Below are 19,189 nucleotides of genomic sequence, written 5' to 3' on the forward strand. Positions count from 1 at the left end.
CCTGACAAATGGCCGTGCCCTTCAAGGGGCACGGTCATTGTTCAGATAGCCACCTGCGTCCCGATCTCGACGACACGTCCGGTCGGGATCTGGAAATATTCCGTTGCGTCGGCCGCCGTGCGTGCCAACCCGATGAACAGCTTGTCCTGCCAGACCGGCATGCCCGAATTGGGCGAGGCCTTGAGCGAGCGCCGCGACAGGAAGAAGGAGGTCGTCATGATGTCGAACTTCCAGCCCTGTTTGCGGCAGATCGCCAGCGCGCGTGGGATGTTGGGCTGCTCCATATAGCCGAAGGTCAGCGTCACCCGCATGAACAGTTCGTTGACCGTCTCCATCTTGACGCGCTCGCTGTCGGGCACGACAGGCTGCGGCGCCGTCACCACCGAAAGGATGACGTTTTGCTCGTGCAGCACCTTGTAGTGCTTCAGGCTGTGCATCAGGGCGGTCGGCGCGCTCAGCGGATCGCTGGTCAGGAACACCGCGGTGCCCGACACCAGATGCGGCTTCTTCTTCAGCAGATTGCCGGCGAGGAAATCGAGCGGAATCTCGTTCCGGCGCGTCTTGTCGAACAAATAGCGGCTGCCGCGGATCCAGGTCCACATGGTCATCACGATAACTGCGGCGATGGCCAGCGAGGACCAGCCACCTTCAAATACCTTGACTATGTTGGCGGCAAAGAAGCCGGTATCGACGAAGGCGAACACCGCCATCAACGCGATCGCGACGCCGAGCGGCCATTTCCAGATGCGCGTCATCACAACAAAAAGCAGTATATTCGTCACCAGCATGTTGCCGGTCACCGAAATACCGTAGGCCGAGGCCAGGCGGCTGGATTCGCCGAAGCCGACCACCAGCAACATCACCACCAGCGCCAGCATCAGGTTGATGCGCGGCAGATAGATCTGGCCCGACTGTTTTTCCGACGTGTGCTGGATAACGAAACGCGGCAGCATATTGAGCTGCACCGCCTGTCTGGTCAGCGAAAAAGCGCCGGAGATCACCGCCTGGCTGGCGATCACGGTCGCCGCCGTCGCCAGCACGACCATTGGAATAAGCGTCCAGCCCTGGTTCATCTCGAAGAATGGATGACCGACAACGCCGCCATTTGCCAGCACGAAGGCGCCTTGCCCGACATAGTTGAGCAACAGACAAGGGAACACGATTGCCAGCCAGGCGAGCACGATCGGCTTGCGGCCAAAATGGCCGAGGTCGGCATAGAGCGCCTCGGCGCCGGTGACGGCGAGGAAGACCGCACCAACCGTGACGAAGGCGACATCGGGCGAGTTGACCAGGAACGACACGATATAATGCGGGCTGATCGCCAGCAGGATTTCCGGATCGGCGATGATGTGGTTAATGCCGGAAAGGCCGATGGCCAGGAACCACAGCGCCGTGACTGGCCCGAACACCAAACCTACGCCGCCGGTGCCGAATCGCTGTACCGCAAATAGGATCGCCAAGATGGCCAGTGTCAGCGGCACCACATAGGGCTGGAATGTCGGCGTGACGACATTCATACCTTCGACCGCCGATAGCACCGAGATCGCCGGCGTAATGACTGCGTCGCCGAAAAAAAGCGCCGCACCGACGATGCCGATGCCGAGGATCACCGCCGAGCGCGTCGGGAAACTGTTGCGCGCCAGCGCCATCAGCGACAGCACCCCGCCCTCGCCGCGATTGTCGGCGCGGAGCACGAACATGATGTATTTGATGGTGACGGTGACCGTCAGCGACCAGATGATCAGCGACAACACGCCGAGGATGTCGCCACGGTTGGCGACGTTACCACCGGCCGATGCATGCAACGCCTCGCGAAATGCATAGATCGGGCTGGTGCCGATATCGCCGTAAACCACGCCGAGCGCGCCCAGCATCAGCACCTTGGTGCTGTGCTGCTCGACCTCAGAATGGCTCGATTGTTCGATAGGTTCTGCCTCGTTACCAGCATTGGTAAGGGCCATGGACGACACTCCGGTAAGCGGGCGGTGCTCTACGCTTGCTGCACTGCAATATCAAGTGCCGTCACGTAATGGCTCCGTCCCGATATTGCGAGTCCTCCAGACTTGGCAGACTCAGTCCCATCGGCAGACCACCTGGAATGTCGCAACGGACACGTTTTTAAATAGCCACCTGCGTCCCGATCTCAACCACACGTCCGGTCGGGATCTGGAAATATTCCGTTGCGTCGGCCGCCGAGCGCGCCAACCCGATGAACAGCTTATCCTGCCAGACCGGCATGCCGGAATTGGGCGAGGCCTTGAGCGAACGGCGCGACAGGAAGAAGGATGTCGTCATGATGTCGAACTTCCAACCCTGCTTGCGACAGATCGCCAGCGCACGTGGAATGTTGGGCTGCTCCATATAGCCGAAGGTCAGCGTCACCCGCATGAACAGTTCGTTGACCGTCTCCATCTTGACGCGCTCGCTGTCGGGCACGACAGGCTGCGGCGCCGTCACCACCGAAAGGATGACGTTTTGCTCGTGCAGCACCTTGTAGTGCTTCAGGCTGTGCATCAGGGCGGTCGGCGCGCTCAGCGGATCGCTGGTCAGGAACACCGCGGTGCCCGACACCAGATGCGGCTTCTTCTTCAGCAGATTGCCGGCAAGGAAATCGAGCGGGATCTCGTTCCGGCGCGTCTTGTCGAACAAATAGCGGGTGCCGCGGATCCATGTCGACATGATCAGCCCCATGCCGCAAGCGACCGTGATCGACACCCACCCGCCTTCGAGGACCTTCACGACGTTTGCGAGGAAAAATCCGGTGTCGATCGTGCCGAACAGCAGTGTGAGCGCCGCCGCCAGCGCAAGCTGCCATTTCCACCGGAACCGCATCACCACGAACAGCAGGATGGTTGTCATAAGCATTTCGCCAGTCACCGAAATGCCATAGGCGGAAGCCAGCGAACTCGAACTGCCAAAGCCGACCACCAGCAACATCACACCCAGCGCGACCACCAGATTGACCCGCGGCATGTAGATCTGGCCGGATTGCATCTCGGACGTATGCTGCACCTCGATGCGCGGCAGCAGATTGAGCTGCACCGCCTGGCGGGTCAGCGAGAAAGCGCCGGAGATCACTGCCTGACTGGCAATCACCGTCGCTGCCGTCGCAAGGCCAACCATAGGCATCAGGGCCCAATCGGGCAGCATCTGGAAGAATGGATTGGTGGGTTTGCCGCCGTTGGCCAGAACGAACGCGCCTTGTCCGAAATAATTGAGGAGCAAACAAGGGAACACCACGGAGAACCACGCCAGCACGATCGGCTTGCGCCCGAAATGGCCGAGATCGACATAAAGCGCCTCGGCCCCGGTGACCGCCAGGAACACCGCCCCGACCGTGACGAAGGCGCCGGTGGGCGTATTGGCCAGATAAGCGACTGCGTAATAGGGATTGATCGCCAGCAGGACCGACGGGTCGTCCAGCAGATGATAGACTCCGGCGGCGCCGATGGCCAGGAACCACGTTGCCGTCACCGGCCCGAACACGGCCGCCACCCTGCTGGTGCCGAAGCGTTGCACGGCAAACAGCATTGCCAGGATGACCAAGGTGATCGGAACGACAAAGGTTTCGAGCGTCGGGGTCACCACTTCCAGCCCTTCGACTGCCGAAAGCACGGAGATGGCCGGCGTTATGATGGCGTCGCCGAAAAAAAGCGCCGCGCCGCAAAGTCCGATCCCCAGAATGAACCGGGCTCCCTTTGGATAAGCGTTGCGTGCAAGCGCCATCAGCGACAGCGTGCCGCCCTCACCCTTGTTGTCTGCTCTGAGCACGAAAGCGACGTATTTTATCGTGACGATGATCGTTAGCGCCCAAACGATAAGCGACAGCACGCCGAGGACATCGTTGCGCGCTACCGGTCCCGACGATGCGTGCAGCGCTTCCCGAAACGCGTAGATTGGGCTCGTGCCGATATCGCCGTAAACCACGCCCAACGCGCCCAGCATCAAAACTCTGGTGCTGTGCTGCTCGGCCTTGGAGTGGCTGGATTGCTCGATGGATTCTGCCTCGCTACCAGCGTTGGCAAGGGCCATGGACGACACTCCCATAGACGTGCGGTGCTATGCTGCGGGGATGGAAAGAACGCGCTGCCATGCCGGGAACGCACGGCCCATCGGCTCGCCTCTCTCCTCTACCAGCCACAAGCCTTCAGAAACCGCCTGACCGTTGCGGCCATGCCATACTCCAACGCATCGGCTGTCAACCCATGTCCGATCGACACTTCGGCCAATGCCGGGATGCGCCTGGCCAGTGCCGGCAAATTGCCCACCACAAGGTCGTGCCCGGCATTGACCTGGAGCCCTGCGGCCAGTGCGGCGTCCGCCGTCGTTCCCAATTTCTCCAATTCCTTCGCCGCTTTTGCCGAATCGGAATGATAGCTGCCATATGGACCCGTATAGAGTTCGATCCGGTCGGCGCCGGTGTCGCGAGCGGCGTTCACGCCAGCGGGATCCGGATCGGAGAATAGTGACACGCGAAAGCCTCCCTTCTTCAGGCGCTTGACGACCGGTGTCAGGAACGCAGCCTCGGCGGCGAAGTTCCAGCCATGGTCGGAAGTCGCCTGCGCCGGGTCGTCGGGCACCAGCGTCACCTGTTCCGGCTGATGCTTTTCCACAAGCGCCAGGAACTCCTCGGTCGGATAGCCCTCGATGTTGAATTCCGCATTCGGGAACTCGTCGTCGATCAGCGCCCTGATCTCAGGCAGATCGGAATGCCTGGTGTGCCGCTCGTCGGGTCGCGGGTGCACCGTCAGCCCGTGCGCTCCGGCGGCAAGGGCGATGCGTCCGAGCCCCGTCACGCTTGGCCACGGCAGGTCCCGCCGGTTGCGCAGCATGGCGATGGCGTTGAGGTTGACGGAAAGCTTTGCAGGCATTTGCACGGTTCCAGGCTGATCTCGGCGCGCATCTATACCGTCTTTACGGGGAACAGACAGAGGGTTTCAGGTGTTCCAATGGGAACGAAGAAAATCGAGCGCAAGGAGTTTCCGGTTGAATTTTCTCGACGACGTGCCGGCGGTCCGCCGCATCGACACCGATCGCGAAGATCTCTTCGCCATCGATGTCGTCGGCCATGTCACCGCGGCCGACGCTGAAAACCTGTTCGGATTGCTGGAGGCGGCCTACGCGCTGCACCCGAAAATCGATGTGCTGGTGCGCCTGATCGACCATGAGGGTGTCGACTGGACCGATGTATCGGACGAGACGATCGAACAGGGCATAGCTCATGCGGTGGAGCATATCAGCCGCTGCGCGGCGGTGGGCGAGCCGAACTGGATAGCGGAGGCAAGAGCCTTTTTGCCCGCCTCTTTGCCTATCGAACTCCGGCATTTCGGGGCCAAGGACGAAGCCGCCGCCTGGGAATGGCTTGGCGCCAGACCGATCGCCCAGCGCTGATACCGCCACCCTATCGGACGATCGTCAGCCGTTCGGCCGCGCGCGTGATGGCGGTGTAGAGCCAACGCTGCCGGGTTTCCTTGAATGCCCAGCTTTCGTCGAAAAGCACGATCTCGTTCCACTGCGAGCCCTGCGCCTTGTGCACGGTCAGCGCGTAGCCATAGTCGAAATCGTCGAACCGTTTCTTCTGCTGCCAGGGAATGTCGGCGTCGGGATCTTCGAATGCAGCCTTGAGCAGCTTGATCTTGGCGACGCCGCGATCCGGGTCGTCTTCCTCCGGCGAAACCAGCAGATTGATGCCGGGCTTGACCGTCTCGCGCGACGAGGTCATCACCTTCCACAGCGAGCCGTTGAGCAGTCCCTTGGCCGGATCGTTGCGCAGGCAGACCAGCTTGTCGCCGGCTTGCGGATAATCGGCGTTGAACCCCTTCAGCTCGCGCAGCCGCTGGTTGTAACGGCGGCGCGTACGATTGGTGCCGACCAGCACCTGGTCCGCCTTCAGCACCAGTTCCTGGGTGACGTCTTCCTTGCCGATCACTTGCGCCGCGCCATAGTCGCCGCGCATGAACTCGCGGCCCTCGCGCACGTCAAGCGCAAGCCGGATGATCGGGTTGTCTCGCGCCTGGCGATGGATTTCGGTGAGCAGAATATCCGGCTCATGGTCGGTGAAGAAGCCGCCGCCGGAGATTGGCGGCAACTGGCCGGGATCGCCGAGCACCAGGATCGGCGTGCCGAAGCTCATCAGGTCACGGCCGAGTTGCTCGTCGACCATTGAGCATTCGTCGATGACGACGAGCTTGGCCCGCGAGATCGGGCTTTGCCGGTTAAGCGAAAATGTCGGCGACATCGATGTCTTGCCGGTCACCTCGTCCGCTACCGATTCTTCGCCCTTCGGCCGGTAGATCAGCGAATGGATGGTACGGGCATTGACCGCGCCTTTGGAACGCAGCACCTGCGCCGCCTTGCCTGTAAACGCGGCGAACTGCACCTGGCCGTCGACATGCTCGGCGAAATAGCGCGCCAGCGTCGTCTTGCCGGTGCCGGCATAGCCGAACAGCCTGAACAGCTGCGGCTTGCCGGCTTTCAGCCAGCCGGCCACCGCCTTCAGCGCCTCGTCCTGTTGAGGAGAGAATTCCATCAGCGCGACAGACCGGATTCGCGAGGGAAAGACAAGGTGACTGCCGTCACCATCAATTTTCATCGCCGGCAATTACGCCGCTGCGACAGGGTCAGGCTATCAGTGACGAACAGGAACGTAAAGAGAACAAGACCACGCGACCGCAGCTTACACAGCCTGCTGTGGATCGTTCTCCAGAAGGATCGGCTTGCCATGCGGCGTTGCGTGCGCGGCGCGCTCCCAGGCAGCGGCGATCGCGTCCACATCGGTCTTCGCGGCCAGACCTTTCGAAGCAAGCAGCTTTTCCAGCGCCACCAGCCAGTGCTCGTAGTAATCGTGACCGTCGCGCGCGGCGCCCGGCCGCTTCACCTCTGCCGACAAAGCATCCGCCCATTCACTCCACGAAAACAGCCCGTTATCGTGCAGTGCCACCGTCATGGCAAAGGCCTCTGCTTGCCACGGCTCGGCGAAAACCGGCGCCTCGAAACCGGCGGGCAGCATGGCGGCGACTGAGCCCGTCTCACGCCGGCTCAAGGTAGCTCTCCCAGGCATCGATCGACACAACAAGTGTCGGGTCGGCGCCCTCGCCCCAGATTTCGCCGCCGGTGAAGGCCACGGTATAGACCCATTGCGGGTTTTCGCCCTGGCCGTGCGCATTGGTGTCGGGAAAGACAAAGCCGTCGCGCACGGCCTCGACGACGCCTCGCTTGCCGCGGGCATAGCGCGGCAGCCTGGTATGGCCGGTCGGATGAAAATTCTTGGTTCGCACGAGGTCGCCCGCCTTGAACCGCCGCGGGGCGGCGACAGGCCGGTCGCAGGGCCCGCCCTTGGCCAGCACCGCCGGAACATCCTTAGCCTTCAGCACCCGTTTGGGTGTCGCTGCGGGGTCGACTGCGTCGCCCGTAGCCAGGTCGCGGTCGCTGACGAAACCGTGGCGTTTGAGCAGCACCTCCAGCGCCTTGATCCATATCTGGTAGTAGCTGGAGGCATAATAGTCCGCTGGATGCAGCGATTCCCGCGCGTGCCGACTCTCGTCGATGGTCCAGGCGCCCAAGGCGCCGGCGCACAACGTTACGCCCAGCGCCCGCCTTTCCCAATCGGCATGGAAATAGGGTTCGTCCGGTTCGGGCGCGACCGGCCCGAAACCCATCTGGCCGCCGAGATCCTGCGGCCCGTTCATGCCGGCTCCCGCGCCAACGCCGTGCCGATCATGGCATCGCGCGTCACCAGATCGGCGAGCCGTGCCTCATCCCAGCCCTCCGTACCCCGGGGGCGCATAGGCACCACCAGATAGCGCAGCTCGGCGGTCGAATCCCACACCCGGATTGTCGTCGTCGCCGGCAAGGTCAGGCCGAATTCCTCGAGCACGCCGCGCGGATCGATCACTGCGCGCGAACGGTAGGGCGGCGCCTTGTACCAGACTGGCGGCAGGCCAAGCACCGACCACGGATAGCAGGAGCATAGCGTGCAGACGACGAGGTTGTGCGTGTCGGCCGTATTGAACACCGCCTGCATGTGCTCGCCTTGCCGGCCGGTGTAGCCGAGCGATTCGATGGCCGCCGTCGCATCACGCTTCAGCCATGCGGCAAACCCGGGATCAACCCAAGCCTTCGCCACCACCTTTGCGCCGTTGCGCGGCCCGATCTTGGTCTCGTAGGTGTCGACGATGACATCGATCGCCGCCGGATCGATCAGGCCTTTGCGGGTTAGAATCGTCTCCAGTGCGCGCACACGCGCCGCAAAAGCATCAAGCTCGTTGTCGTGGTCATGGTCATGCGGCATGACGTCAAATTACGATCGCGGGCCCCCGGCCGCAAGCACCACGGCTTGGGCCAGCGCTATTCGGCTGCCGCCTTCTGCGGCACCGGTTCTTCCTCCTCGTCGAACAGTGACGGCTGGTCGACCACTTCGACCGGGCTCGGCTCGCCCCGGCGCCGCGCCCACAACCTGACGAGCCAGCCGGAAAAATGCTCCATGTAGACGTAAATGACGGGCGTGACGAACAGCGTCAGTGCCTGCGAAGCGACGAGACCGCCGACCACCGCCACGCCAAGAGGCTGGCGCAGTTCCGCACTGGCACCGGTGCCGAGCGCGATCGGGATGGTGCCCATCAGCGCGGCAAGCGTGGTCATCATGATCGGCCGGAAGCGCATCAGGCAGGCCTTGTGGATGGATTCGACGGGCGACATCCCCTCGCGCCTGAGCTCTAGCGCCACGTCGATCATCATGATGCCGTTCTTCTTGACGATGCCGATCAGCATCAGGATGCCGATCACAGCGATCACCGACAAATCCATCCCCGCCAACCGCAGTGCCACCAGCGCGCCAAGCACCGCCGACGGAAGCCCGGTCAGGATGGTGAGCGGGTGGATGAAGCTCTCATAGAGCATGCCGAGCACGATATAGATGGTCAGGATCGCGCCGCCGATCAGCAGTCCCTGGTTGGAAAGCGAATCCTGGAAGGTCTTCGCCGTGCCCGAGAAAGTGGTCGAGATCGTCGGCGGCATGCCGATCTTTTCCTTCAGCGCATTGATATGGCTCACGCTGTCGCCGAGGGCCACGCCTTGCGGCAGATTGTAGGAGATGGTCACTGCCGGAAGCTGGCCAAGCTGATTAACGGTCAGGGTACCGGCGGTCCGATCGACACGCGCGAACGCGCCGAGCGGCACCAGGCTGCCGCTCGCCGTTCTCACCTTGATCGCCAGCATCCGTTCGGGCGACCACTCGATCTTCGGGTCGAGCTCCATGACCACTTTATAGCTGTCGGCCGAACCGAAGATGGTCGAAACCTGCTGGGTGCCGAAACCGCCATAGAGGCTGGAACGCAACGTGTCGGTATCGACGCCAAGCGTCGATGCCTTGTCGCGGTCGATCACCAGCGTCGCCTGTAGCGCGTTGTTCTGCAGGTCATTGGTGACGTCGGTGAAGGCGGCATGATCGGCGGCCATCGCGTCCGTAAGCCTTTGCGCCCAGACGTTCGTCAGGCCGGTATCGAGGCCCTGCACGGCAAGCTGGTAGGCACTCGCCGAAGAACGCGCGCCGAGCCGCAGGTTCTGCACGGGCTGCATGTAGGTTTCGATGCCGGGCACATTGGCAAGCTGGCGCCGCAGATCCGAAAGCACCTTGTCGATGTTCGGTCGCTGGTCCTTGTCTTTCAGCTGCACAAACAGCTGGCCCTGGTTGAGCGCATTGTTTCCACTACCCGCCGACCAGCCGACATGCGCGACGTAAGGCGAATGGGTGAAGACATCCGCCACTTGCCCCTGAAGCTTCACCATGGCGTCAAACGAAATATCCTGGCGCGCGATGGTCGTCACCGAGACCTGGCCGATATCCTCCTGCGGGAAGAAGCCCTTCGGCGAAATCTGGATCAGCCAGACCGACAGCCCGGCGGTTACCAGGAAGACAAGGAAAACCAGGAAATTGTGGCGCAGGCAGAATGTCAGCAGCCAGTCATAGCCCCGCATGAAGACGTTTTGCCTATGGTCCTCGCCATGCGCCGCCTTCTGCTCGGCTTTCGATAACGACAACAGCCGCGAGCACAGCATCGGCGTCAACGTCAGCGAGACAAACATCGACGCCAGGATGGCGACCGTCACCACCACTGCGAATTCGTTGAAGATGCGCCCGATCACGCCGCCCATCAAAAGCACCGGAATAAACACGGCGACCAGTGAGACCGAGATCGAGATGATGGTGAAGCCGATTTCGCGGGCGCCCTTGAGCGACGCCTCGAGGGCAGAGAGCCCGTCCTCCTCCATATGGCGGAAAATGTTTTCGAGCATGACGATTGCGTCGTCGACGACAAGACCGACCGCCAGCGTCAGCCCCATCAATGAGACGTTGTCGATGGAAAAGCCGAACAGGTACATCACGCCCAGCGTTGCGATGAGCGAAATCGGCACCGCCACGGCCGGGATGACCGTCGCCGTTACCCGGCGCAGGAACAGGAAGATCACCATCACCACCAGCGCGATGGTGAGCAGCAGCGTGAACTGCACGTCGTCGACCGCCTCGCGGATCGACGTCGAACGGTCGTTGAGCAACTGGATGCTCGCCGCCGCAGGCATCTGACCCTCGAAGGAAGGCAGCATCGCCTTGACGCGGTCGACGACATCGACGGTGTTGGCATCCGGCTGGCGCTGCACCGCCATGATGATGGCGCGGGTGCCGTCGTACCAGCTTGCCGTCGTCGTGGTTTCGACCGAATCGATGACGCGGGTCACCTCGCCGAGCCGCACCGGATGGCCGTTCTTGGTGGCGATGATGATGTTGGAGAACCCCGCCGCATTGGTGAGCTGCGTGTTCGCGGTGATGGTCAGTTGCTGTTTGTTGTTCTTGAGCACGCCGAGCGGTGTGTTGCTGTTAGCCGAGGCGATGGCCGTCTGCAACTGGTCGATCGAGATGCCGCGAGCGGCGAGCGCCGTCGGATCGATCTGGACGCGCACGGCGTATTTCTGCTGGCCATAGATCGAAACCTGCGCAACGCCGTCGATCGTCGACAGCGACGGCGAGATCACATTCTCGGCAAAGGCATCGAGATCGGTCAGCGGAATGGTGTCGCTGACCAGCGACATCAGCAGGATCGGCGCGTCGGCTGGATTGACCTTGCGATAGCTCGGCGGGCTGGTCATCTCCGGCGGCAATTGTCGTTGCGTGCGTGCGATCGCCGCCTGCACATCGGCGGCGGCGGCGTCTATGTCGCGGTTAAGCACGAACTGAATGGCGATCGAGGTCGAGCCGAGCGAGTTGGTCGTCGAGATCGAATCGATGCCTGCGATAGTGGCAAACTGTTTGATCAGCGGCGTTGCCACCGAGGTCGCCATGGTTTCCGGCGAGGCTCCGGGCAGCGAGGCCGAGACGTTGACAACCGGGAATTCCGCGCTTGGCAGCGCCGCGACCGGCAGGAATTTGTAAGCAAATAGCCCGCCCAGAACCAGGGCGAACGACATGAGCAGCGTGGCGACGGGCCTGCGGATGCAGAATTCGGAAATCATGGCCGTGTTCCGCCCGTCCGGTCAGCCTCGGCGACCTTCGGAGCCGCCTGATCGCCGGTGCCGGTGGAAGCCTTGCCTTCGCGCACCGCCGCGCCGTTTTTCAGCTTGGTCTGGCCCTCGACGACGACACGCTCGCCGCTTTTCAAACCCTGACTAATCGCGGTGTTGGCACCTTCTGTCAGCGCGACCTGCACCGGCCGCATTTCAACGGTGTTGTCCGGCTTGATCACATAGACGAACGGGCCCTTCTGGCTGGGCTGGACGGCAACCGTCGGAACCGACGTCATTTGCGGCATGATGCCGGCCTCGAGCACGACGTTGACATATTGGCCCGGCCACAGCGAAAGATCGGCGTTGGGCACGCTGGCCCGCGTTGCGATCGTGCCGGACGCCGTGTCCACGCTGGAATCGACGAAATCCAGCGTTCCCTTGCCGATCGGCTTCGGGTCACCGTCCTTGGTCAGCGTTACCGCACCTTGCTGCGGCGCCGCCAGCGCCTTGTGCAGCAAGGCAAGATCGCTTTCCGGAAGATTGAAGTTCACCTGCAGCGGGTCGATCTGCGTGATTGTCACCAGCGGGGTCGACGTGCTGCTGCCGTTGCTGGTGGTGACGAGGTCGCCCACCGCGACGCTGACGGCCCCAAGCCTGCCGGAGATCGGCGCCCTGATTGTGGCGAAGCCAAGCTGGATTTGGTCAGCATCGATCGTTGCCTTATCGGCGTCGACGGTGGCCGCGGCGGATTTTTGCGCCGCGACGGCCTGATCGTAGGTTTGCTGTGTCCCGGCCTGCCTGGCGACGAGATTTTTGGCGCGCTGAAGATCGGCCGTCGCACTGGCAAGCAGTGCCTGGTCTTTCGCGAGCGTCGCCTGATCGCGTGCCAGTTGCGCCTTCAACGAGCGATCGTCCAGCGAGAACAGAAGGTCTCCGGCCTTCACCATCTGTCCGTCCTTGACCGCGATTGCAACGATCTGGCTCGAGACCCGTGCGTTGATGCTGACCACGGCAGGAGAGGACACGAAGCCAATGGCATAGCGCCGGACCGGGAAATCGGCCGTCGAAGCGGTGGCGGCAACCACCGAAGTCGAACGAGCGGCATTTGCCGCTGCAGCGGGCTTGTCCGCCGCCGTCTGCTTCGCCGACAGCATCTGCTGAAGACCGCTCATCGCGCTGGGCGAAAGATAGAGCCACGCCGCGGCAACGCAGGCTGCAGCGATCACCGCAAATACGATCTTTCCGCGCATCGACAAAAGGCCTCTCAATCCGACACGCCGTTATCCGGTTGCCGCAGTCTAGCTCAACTCGCAGCCTCTTGCCGCGCTTTTGCCAGATAATAGAGGATGCCGAAGGCGAAAAAGGGCCAAAACCCGTCATTACGAAGATTTAATGTGCAGTGCACAATAGAACGCAGCTAACGCAGCATCGGCCACAGCGTCGCCGCAAGCATCACGCCCATGGCGATGTTGAACCATTTGAGCCGCGCCGCATCCGCCAGAAAACCGCGCAGCGCCATGCCGAAACCGGCCCAGGTCGAAATGCTCGGCAGCATGACGACGGCGAACGCGGCCGCGATCAGCACCACGGACACAAACGGGCGTTCCGGGTTGGTATAGACGGCCATGGCTGTAATCGCCATCACCCAGGCCTTGGGATTGACCCACTGGAAAGCCGCAGCCTCGATGAAGCGCATCGGCTGGCCCTTCGCCTCGCCTTCGCCGCCGAGCGAGCGCGACATCGCGATCTTCCAGGCGAGATAAAGCAGGTAGAGGCCGCCGGCGATCTTCAACCCGGTATGCAGCACCGGAAAGGCCGTCAACATGGCGCCAAGCCCGAAGCCTACGGCAAGCAACAGCACAAGGAAGCCGAAGCCGATGCCGAGCATGTGTGGCACGGTCTTGACCAAGCCGAAATTCACGCCCGATGCCAGAAGCATGAAGTTGTTCGGGCCCGGTGTGATCGAGGTCACGAAGGCATAGACCAGCAGGGCGAAGAATGCGTCGAATGTCATGGTGTTCCCCCAATCACGCCAGCATCGTTGTCCCTTACTGCGGATCCTCAAAAGCCATCCCGGGCGCGGCCGGCAATGCGATCGATGGCAAAAGCGACGGGCAGAGCCAAAGCCGGACGATCACATCCCTTGCGGGCCGCGGTTCATCGCCGCCACCCCGGTACGGCAGATTTCGACCAGCCCGAGCGGTTTCATGATGGCGATGAACTGATCGAGCTTGGAGCCCTTGCCGGTGATCTCGAAGATGAAATGCTCGGTGTTGGCATCGATGACGCTGGCGCGGAATGCATCGGCGAGCCGGAGCGCCTCGACGCGGGCTTCGCCGGTGCCGGCGACCTTGACCAGCGCGAGTTCCCGCTCCAGTGGCCGCTCCTGTCCGAATTCCTGCGACCGCACGGTGAGATCGACGACGCGGTGCACCGGCACGATACGCTCGAGCTGGTGCTTGATCTGCTCCAGCACGTGCGGCGTGCCGCGCGTCACGATGGTGATGCGCGACAGGTGCTTTTCGTGCTCGGTTTCCGAGACCGTCAGGCTCTCGATGTTGTAGCCACGTCCGGAAAACAGGCCGATGACCCGGGCAAGCACGCCCGGCTCGTTGTCGACGAGGACCGAAAGCGTGTGGTTCTCTGGTTTTTCCGTCTCCTTGGCGATGAAATAGGCGGAGCCGGTCGGTTGCAACTGTGCGTTCATGACATGAATCTCGGTTTCAAACTTTTGCGCTAATCCGCTGTTTTCGCACAGCTTCCTTGAACCAGGCTACACCAGTTCCCTGCCCTTGGCGTCGATCGCGTTGGCCACAGCCTCGTCGGTCGCCTCGTCAGGCAACAGCATCTCGTTATGCGCCTTGCCCGACGGGATCATCGGGAAGCAGTTGGCGAGCGTCGCCACGCGGCAGTCGAACAGGACGGGCTTCTTGACCGCGATCATCTCCTTGATGGCGTCATCGAGCTCGTCCGGCTTGTCGCAGCGAATGCCGTGGCCGCCATAGGCTTCGGCGAGCTTGACGAAATCCGGCATCGCCTCGGTGTAGGAGTGCGACAGCCGGTTGCCGTGCAGCAGCTGCTGCCACTGCCGCACCATGCCCATATACTGGTTGTTGAGGATGAATATCTTGATCGGCGCCTCGTGCTGCACCGCCGCGCTCATCTCCTGCATCGTCATCTGCACCGAAGCGTCGCCGGCGATATCGATGACCAGCGCATCCGGGTGCGCGATCTGCACGCCGAGCGCGGCCGGCAGGCCGTAGCCCATCGTGCCCAGTCCGCCAGAGGTCATCCAGCGGTTCGGCTTCTCGAAGTGATAGTGCTGTGCCGCCCACATCTGATGCTGGCCGACCTCGGTGGTGATGTAGGTGTCGAGGTCTTTGGTCAGCGCATAGAGCCGCTGGACGGCATATTGCGGCATGATCACCTCGTGGTTCATCTTGTAGGCGAGCGAATCCCGGGCGCGCCATTTGGCAATCTGCTCCCACCACGGGTGAAGCGCTTTCTTGTCGGCCTTGGCGGTTGCCCGCCACAGCCGCACCAGATCTTCCAAGACGCGACCGACATCGCCGATGATCGGCACGTCGGTGTGGACGTTCTTGTTGATCGACGACGGGTCGATGTCGATGTGGATCTTCTTCGAATTCGGCGAAAACGCCGTCAGCCGCCCGGTGATGCGGTCGTCGAAGCGCGCGCCGATGCAGAGCATGACGTCGCAATCGTGCATCGCCATGTTCGCTTCATACGTGCCGTGCATGCCCAGCATGCCCATCCAGTTCTTGCCTGACGCCGGATAGGCGCCGAGGCCCATCAGCGTCGAGGTGATGGGAAAGCCGGTGAGGTCGACCAGCTCGCGCAGCAGATGGCTCGCCTCCGGGCCGGAATTGATGACGCCGCCGCCCGAATAGATGATCGGCTTCCTGGCGCCGGCCATCAGCTCGACCGCCACCTTGATCTTTTCCAGATCGCCCTGGACCTTCGGTTGGTAGCTGGTGCGCGGCGCCGTCTGCGGCGGGACATAGATACCCCTGGCGAACTGAACGTCCTTCGGGATGTCGACGACGACCGGACCGGGGCGGCCCGTCGTTGCCACATGGAAGGCCTCGTGGATCGTTGCCGCGAGCTCGTTGACGTCTTTCACCAGCCAGTTGTGCTTGGTGCAGGGTCGCGTGATGCCGACCGTGTCGCACTCCTGGAACGCGTCCGAGCCGATCAGCGAAGTCGGCACCTGGCCGGTCAGGCAGACCAGCGGGATCGAGTCCATCAGCGCGTCCTGCAATGGCGTCACCGCATTTGTCGCACCCGGCCCGGAGGTCACCAGCATGACGCCGGCCTTGCCGGTCGAGCGCGCGTAGCCTTCCGCCGCGTGGCCCGCGCCCTGCTCGTGACGGACGAGGATGTGCTCGACCTCGTCCTGCTGGAAGATTTCATCGTAGATTGGCAGAACCGCGCCGCCCGGATAGCCGAAAACATGCTTGACGCCATTGTCCTTCAGCGCCTGCACCACCATTTCGGCGCCAGTCATTTCGGCTCTTGGCATTTCGGTTCTTGGCATTTCGCGCCGCTCATTCTGTCCACTGCTCATCGGTCTGGTCCCATACTGTTCGCCGTCGGGCGATTGCTGGTCGTTTAGTCGTATTTCGGGCAATAAAAAAGGCCCCCGAGGGAGCCTGTGTCTTGCGCATGGGAGGTCATCGCCCGGCGGTTACACCGCCTTGCCCACGCGCTTTCCTACGAGAATGAGTGCCTTTTTCATGGTGGCGGACAATAGAATTGGTTTGACGCCGCTGTCAACGGCGAATGTGCACTTGGCCTGACTCGGGACATCCGCCCATTGTGCAACCGCGCGGCCTTTCCGCCGCGCGGGTCTTCCGTTTCAGGCGCAGAGCACCACCCCCCTCGCCTTGGCCCAGCGCTCGATGATCTTGCGTTCCTCGAGCGAGGCGAGACGATTGCCGAAACCGCGCACCTGCACCGCACGGTTTTGCGGGTCGAGTTCGATCGTCAGCAACCGCTCGATCTTGCCGAGCGCCGAGCGCCGCAGCACCCAGATCGAGGCATTGCCGGCGATGCATTTGGCCGCGTATATCGAGACGCAATGATGCATCGCCCGGCTCTCGGCGACCAGATCCTCGGCTGTCTTCAACTGACGGACGAAGAAACGCTCGCCATGCGCCTTTGCCTCCTTGGTCGACGGCTGCCAGTCCCAGTCGTCGAGGCGCGAGCCGTCCCAGGCGCGACCCTGCGACTGCGTCCCGGCAGTACGCGTGGCCCGCCCGGCAGCGCGGCGGCGCATTGCCTCGATGCGTTCGATCGCGGCAATGTCTCGATGCCATTCCAGCATCTGCCGACGCAGCGAGGCGAGCGTGCGACCCTTCAGGCTGTACGCCGCATCGCGCTGGTGCACGGCGCCGATATAGTCGCATAGATCGTCGATCTCCTCCTTCGACGCGGGCTGCCCGCAGAAGAACCGTGTCACCTCGCGCCAGAAGGCCAGATCGTTACGTGGCGTGCGCGCGATTTTCGACTTGGCAAGTCGGGCCGCCAACCCGGAATCATCCGTGTAGGACCGGGCGATCGCCACCCAAAACGCCTCGTCGAACGTGAAATCGCCGGGCAAGTTCAAGAAGCAATGCACCTCCTTGCGAGACAGCCACGCACAGGCGCCCGCCTTGTAGAGAGAGTCACCACGCGCCACCGCGATATACCAAGCCTTGCGAAGCGCAATCTCTTCGGCATTCAACCCCGAGCTGTCCAGCCAGATACCCTCGAGCGCGGCTGTAACGGGGTAGCGCGCATAGAGATGACGCGCCGCGGCCAGCCGCAGCCGCGCGGGGTCGCGCGTCTTCAGCTTTGGACGCCACAGCGCGCCGTCGCGGATCGCCATGCCGGCAAACCGGCGACGTGCCTCGTCGAGCGCCCGCTCGAAATCCGGAGCGGGACGCGGGACGGGAAAAACCCGCCGCAGCGTTACGGCATATGCTTCAATGCGTTCGCGCTCGGCATCCTGCCTGCGCTGGATCATGGACTTTGCCATGGCCGTTCTTCCCGATTGGAACTCTGTCAGCCGCACGCAATTCCAGCGTCGGCACGGAATGTGTCGATCTGGATCGCCGGGTCATTGACAGGTCTCCTTTCAGGACGACGGATCAGAATGGGCGGCTTCTCTAAGCTCGCCGCCAATTTGACGCAAGAGCTATTCTTTCCACGCCCTCCATAGTTTGACGGGTGTTGCAAAGGTGCATCGTCGTCGCCATCACCGTGTCCGGCCGATGCGTTTCCAATAGATGAGGGTAGCTGTGAGCCCGCCATGCGGCTTCAGCGCATAATCCGGTATTTCGCCGGCCAGCGTGAAGCCGAGCTTTTCATAGAGGCCGGAAGCCCCCTCTTCTTTTGCCGTGTCGAGGACCAACAGGGTACGGCCTTTCTCCATGGCAACGACTTCCGCCGCCTCCATCAGGCGGGTTGCTATGCCCTTGCCGCGGTAATCGAGGCGGGTCATCAGCTTGGCGATCTCGGCCCGGTGCGGCTGGTTGGGAGGGCAGTCGAGCAGCAAGGTGACTGTGCCGACCAGCGCCTCGCCGTTCCAGGCTCCAAGCACCGCCCTTTCGCCTCTGGCGGCCGCTTGAAGCGACTTGTTCCAGAAGGCCGCGGCCATCTCCGGCGCCAGCAGATGCATGAAGCTGACCGAGCCGCCGGCGGCGACTGTTCCGATCAGCAGATCGACCAGCATTTTTTGCGTTCCGTGAGTACTGGTGAGTGGCCTGATTTCGATCGAACTCATGTGGTTTCCCTGCGCCGCCCGTCAGTCGAAATGACTGGATCGCTTCCGCTTCCTGGCCCGGCGGATTTCCGCGATGCGATCAGCGTCTTCCTCTTGCAGATGTCGCCCGCGTTCCAGCAGTTCGAGCGTGTATTCCTCATAGGTCAGGCCCAGCCGCTCGGCCTTGTCCAGCCGCATCAGCATGATCTCGCGGCTCGGCACTTTCCATGCCTGGGCATGGGCGGTCCGCCAGGCAAGAAAGACATAGGGATCGCCCTTGCCCCAGGGCGGACCGTTATAGTCGTCGAGCGGCGGACCGCCATTGTCGGAGCGTTTCGGACGGCGCGCCTTCACCTCAGCTCCTGGCCAACGCAACCAGATAGTCGGCGGCGTCCGGGCCCGGAGCGTGAAAGACGCAATCGGATGGCGCGCCGAGCGCCAGGCAGTCGCCGGGTTCGAGGCTGTGAACGATGTCGCCCTCGGTGAATTCCAGCCGCCCGGAGATCAGCCAGATCTGTTGCCTGATGAAGGCATAGGACGCCGCCGGGAAACTTACCTTGGCGCCCACCGGCAGTTGGACTCGGATCAGTTCGAGCGGCATGTCCGAAACCGGCGAAAGGTGCCGCCGCACATAACCGGTAGCCGGATCGCTCCAGACCGGCTGATCACGTTCGCGAAGCAGGCCGCCGCCTTGCAATTCCGCCCTTGCTATCAAAGTGGAGAGCGTCATGCCGAAGGCGGCCGCAATGCGCACGAGGAGTGCCGCCGTCGGGCTCGTCATGCCGCGCTCTATCGTGCTCAGCATGGCTTTCGAGACATCGGACCGCTCCGCCAATTCAGCCAGGGACCAGCTGCGAACCACCCTTTCGGCATGTATTCTTCTGCCGATGGTCGAGGATATGTCGTTCGCTATATCATCCATTAGTCCGA

The 19,189-nt window shown here is 62.5% G+C and carries 17 protein-coding genes; 1 reads left to right on the forward strand and 16 read right to left on the reverse strand.

Annotation, left to right across the window (positions count from 1 at the left end; all coding sequences use genetic code 11):
- Nucleotides 1-41: 41 nt before the first annotated feature.
- The 3 genes from AC0L2X_RS10845 to AC0L2X_RS10855 all read right to left on the reverse strand — a co-directional run bounded on the left by AC0L2X_RS10845 (nucleotide 42) and on the right by AC0L2X_RS10855 (nucleotide 4,871).
- The gene (locus tag AC0L2X_RS10845; RefSeq protein ID WP_473557404.1) at nucleotides 42-1,961 is read right to left on the reverse strand and encodes a potassium transporter Kup; all 1,920 of its coding nucleotides are present in this window, start codon (nucleotides 1,959-1,961) and stop codon (nucleotides 42-44) included.
- Between the two features lie 157 nt (nucleotides 1,962-2,118).
- On the reverse strand, nucleotides 2,119-4,032 hold the full coding sequence (locus tag AC0L2X_RS10850; RefSeq protein WP_473557402.1) for a potassium transporter Kup: 1,914 nt from the start codon (nucleotides 4,030-4,032) through the stop codon (nucleotides 2,119-2,121).
- 98 nt (nucleotides 4,033-4,130) lie between these two features.
- Nucleotides 4,131-4,871, reverse strand: coding sequence for a pyridoxine 5'-phosphate synthase (locus tag AC0L2X_RS10855; RefSeq protein ID WP_473557399.1), 741 nt, complete (start codon nucleotides 4,869-4,871; stop codon nucleotides 4,131-4,133).
- Nucleotides 4,872-4,986: 115 nt separating this feature from the next.
- Between AC0L2X_RS10855 and AC0L2X_RS10860 the strand changes: the two genes are divergently transcribed.
- Nucleotides 4,987-5,391 carry a SpoIIAA family protein gene (locus AC0L2X_RS10860; RefSeq protein ID WP_473557397.1) on the forward strand — a complete coding sequence of 135 codons (405 nt, stop codon included), beginning with the start codon at nucleotides 4,987-4,989 and terminating at the stop codon, nucleotides 5,389-5,391.
- 10 nt (nucleotides 5,392-5,401) lie between these two features.
- On the opposite strand, the gene AC0L2X_RS10865 is transcribed toward AC0L2X_RS10860, so the two are convergent.
- The 13 genes from AC0L2X_RS10865 to AC0L2X_RS10925 all read right to left on the reverse strand — a co-directional run bounded on the left by AC0L2X_RS10865 (nucleotide 5,402) and on the right by AC0L2X_RS10925 (nucleotide 19,181).
- Nucleotides 5,402-6,529 (reverse strand): ATP-dependent DNA helicase, encoded by a 1,128-nt coding sequence (locus AC0L2X_RS10865; protein WP_023720791.1) that lies wholly within the window; start codon nucleotides 6,527-6,529, stop codon nucleotides 5,402-5,404.
- 147 nt (nucleotides 6,530-6,676) lie between these two features.
- Nucleotides 6,677-7,009: a nitrile hydratase accessory protein gene (locus AC0L2X_RS10870; RefSeq protein ID WP_352490362.1), complete on the reverse strand. Its 333-nt coding sequence runs from the start codon at nucleotides 7,007-7,009 to the stop codon at nucleotides 6,677-6,679.
- 19 nt (nucleotides 7,010-7,028) lie between these two features.
- Nucleotides 7,029-7,688 (reverse strand): nitrile hydratase subunit beta, encoded by a 660-nt coding sequence (gene nthB / locus AC0L2X_RS10875; protein ID WP_473557395.1) that lies wholly within the window; start codon nucleotides 7,686-7,688, stop codon nucleotides 7,029-7,031.
- On the reverse strand, nucleotides 7,685-8,290 hold the full coding sequence (nthA, locus tag AC0L2X_RS10880) for a nitrile hydratase subunit alpha (protein WP_352490291.1): 606 nt from the start codon (nucleotides 8,288-8,290) through the stop codon (nucleotides 7,685-7,687). The genes nthB and nthA overlap by 4 nt, the downstream gene beginning before the upstream one ends.
- Nucleotides 8,291-8,346: 56 nt before the next feature.
- Nucleotides 8,347-11,505 (reverse strand): efflux RND transporter permease subunit, encoded by a 3,159-nt coding sequence (locus AC0L2X_RS10885; protein ID WP_473557392.1) that lies wholly within the window; start codon nucleotides 11,503-11,505, stop codon nucleotides 8,347-8,349.
- Nucleotides 11,502-12,746, reverse strand: coding sequence for an efflux RND transporter periplasmic adaptor subunit (locus AC0L2X_RS10890; RefSeq protein ID WP_473599764.1), 1,245 nt, complete (start codon nucleotides 12,744-12,746; stop codon nucleotides 11,502-11,504). The genes AC0L2X_RS10885 and AC0L2X_RS10890 overlap by 4 nt, the downstream gene beginning before the upstream one ends.
- 167 nt (nucleotides 12,747-12,913) lie before the next feature.
- Nucleotides 12,914-13,510, reverse strand: coding sequence for a LysE family translocator (locus tag AC0L2X_RS10895; RefSeq protein ID WP_473599765.1), 597 nt, complete (start codon nucleotides 13,508-13,510; stop codon nucleotides 12,914-12,916).
- A 120-nt stretch (nucleotides 13,511-13,630) separates the two neighbouring features.
- Nucleotides 13,631-14,203: an acetolactate synthase small subunit gene (ilvN, locus tag AC0L2X_RS10900; protein WP_023676680.1), complete on the reverse strand. Its 573-nt coding sequence runs from the start codon at nucleotides 14,201-14,203 to the stop codon at nucleotides 13,631-13,633.
- A gap of 66 nt (nucleotides 14,204-14,269) precedes the next feature.
- Nucleotides 14,270-16,021: an acetolactate synthase 3 large subunit gene (locus AC0L2X_RS10905; RefSeq protein WP_473557385.1), complete on the reverse strand. Its 1,752-nt coding sequence runs from the start codon at nucleotides 16,019-16,021 to the stop codon at nucleotides 14,270-14,272.
- Between the two features lie 351 nt (nucleotides 16,022-16,372).
- Nucleotides 16,373-17,533, reverse strand: coding sequence for a PcfJ domain-containing protein (locus AC0L2X_RS10910; protein WP_473557384.1), 1,161 nt, complete (start codon nucleotides 17,531-17,533; stop codon nucleotides 16,373-16,375).
- 219 nt (nucleotides 17,534-17,752) lie between these two features.
- Complete coding sequence (locus tag AC0L2X_RS10915; protein WP_473557382.1) at nucleotides 17,753-18,280, reverse strand: GNAT family N-acetyltransferase; 528 nt, start codon at nucleotides 18,278-18,280, stop codon at nucleotides 17,753-17,755.
- A gap of 21 nt (nucleotides 18,281-18,301) precedes the next feature.
- Nucleotides 18,302-18,613, reverse strand: coding sequence for a hypothetical protein (locus AC0L2X_RS10920; protein WP_473557379.1), 312 nt, complete (start codon nucleotides 18,611-18,613; stop codon nucleotides 18,302-18,304).
- A gap of 1 nt (nucleotide 18,614) precedes the next feature.
- On the reverse strand, nucleotides 18,615-19,181 hold the full coding sequence (locus tag AC0L2X_RS10925; RefSeq protein ID WP_473557378.1) for a helix-turn-helix domain-containing protein: 567 nt from the start codon (nucleotides 19,179-19,181) through the stop codon (nucleotides 18,615-18,617).
- Nucleotides 19,182-19,189 lie beyond the last annotated feature (8 nt).

The organism is Mesorhizobium sp. WSM4828 (genome assembly GCF_055811175.1).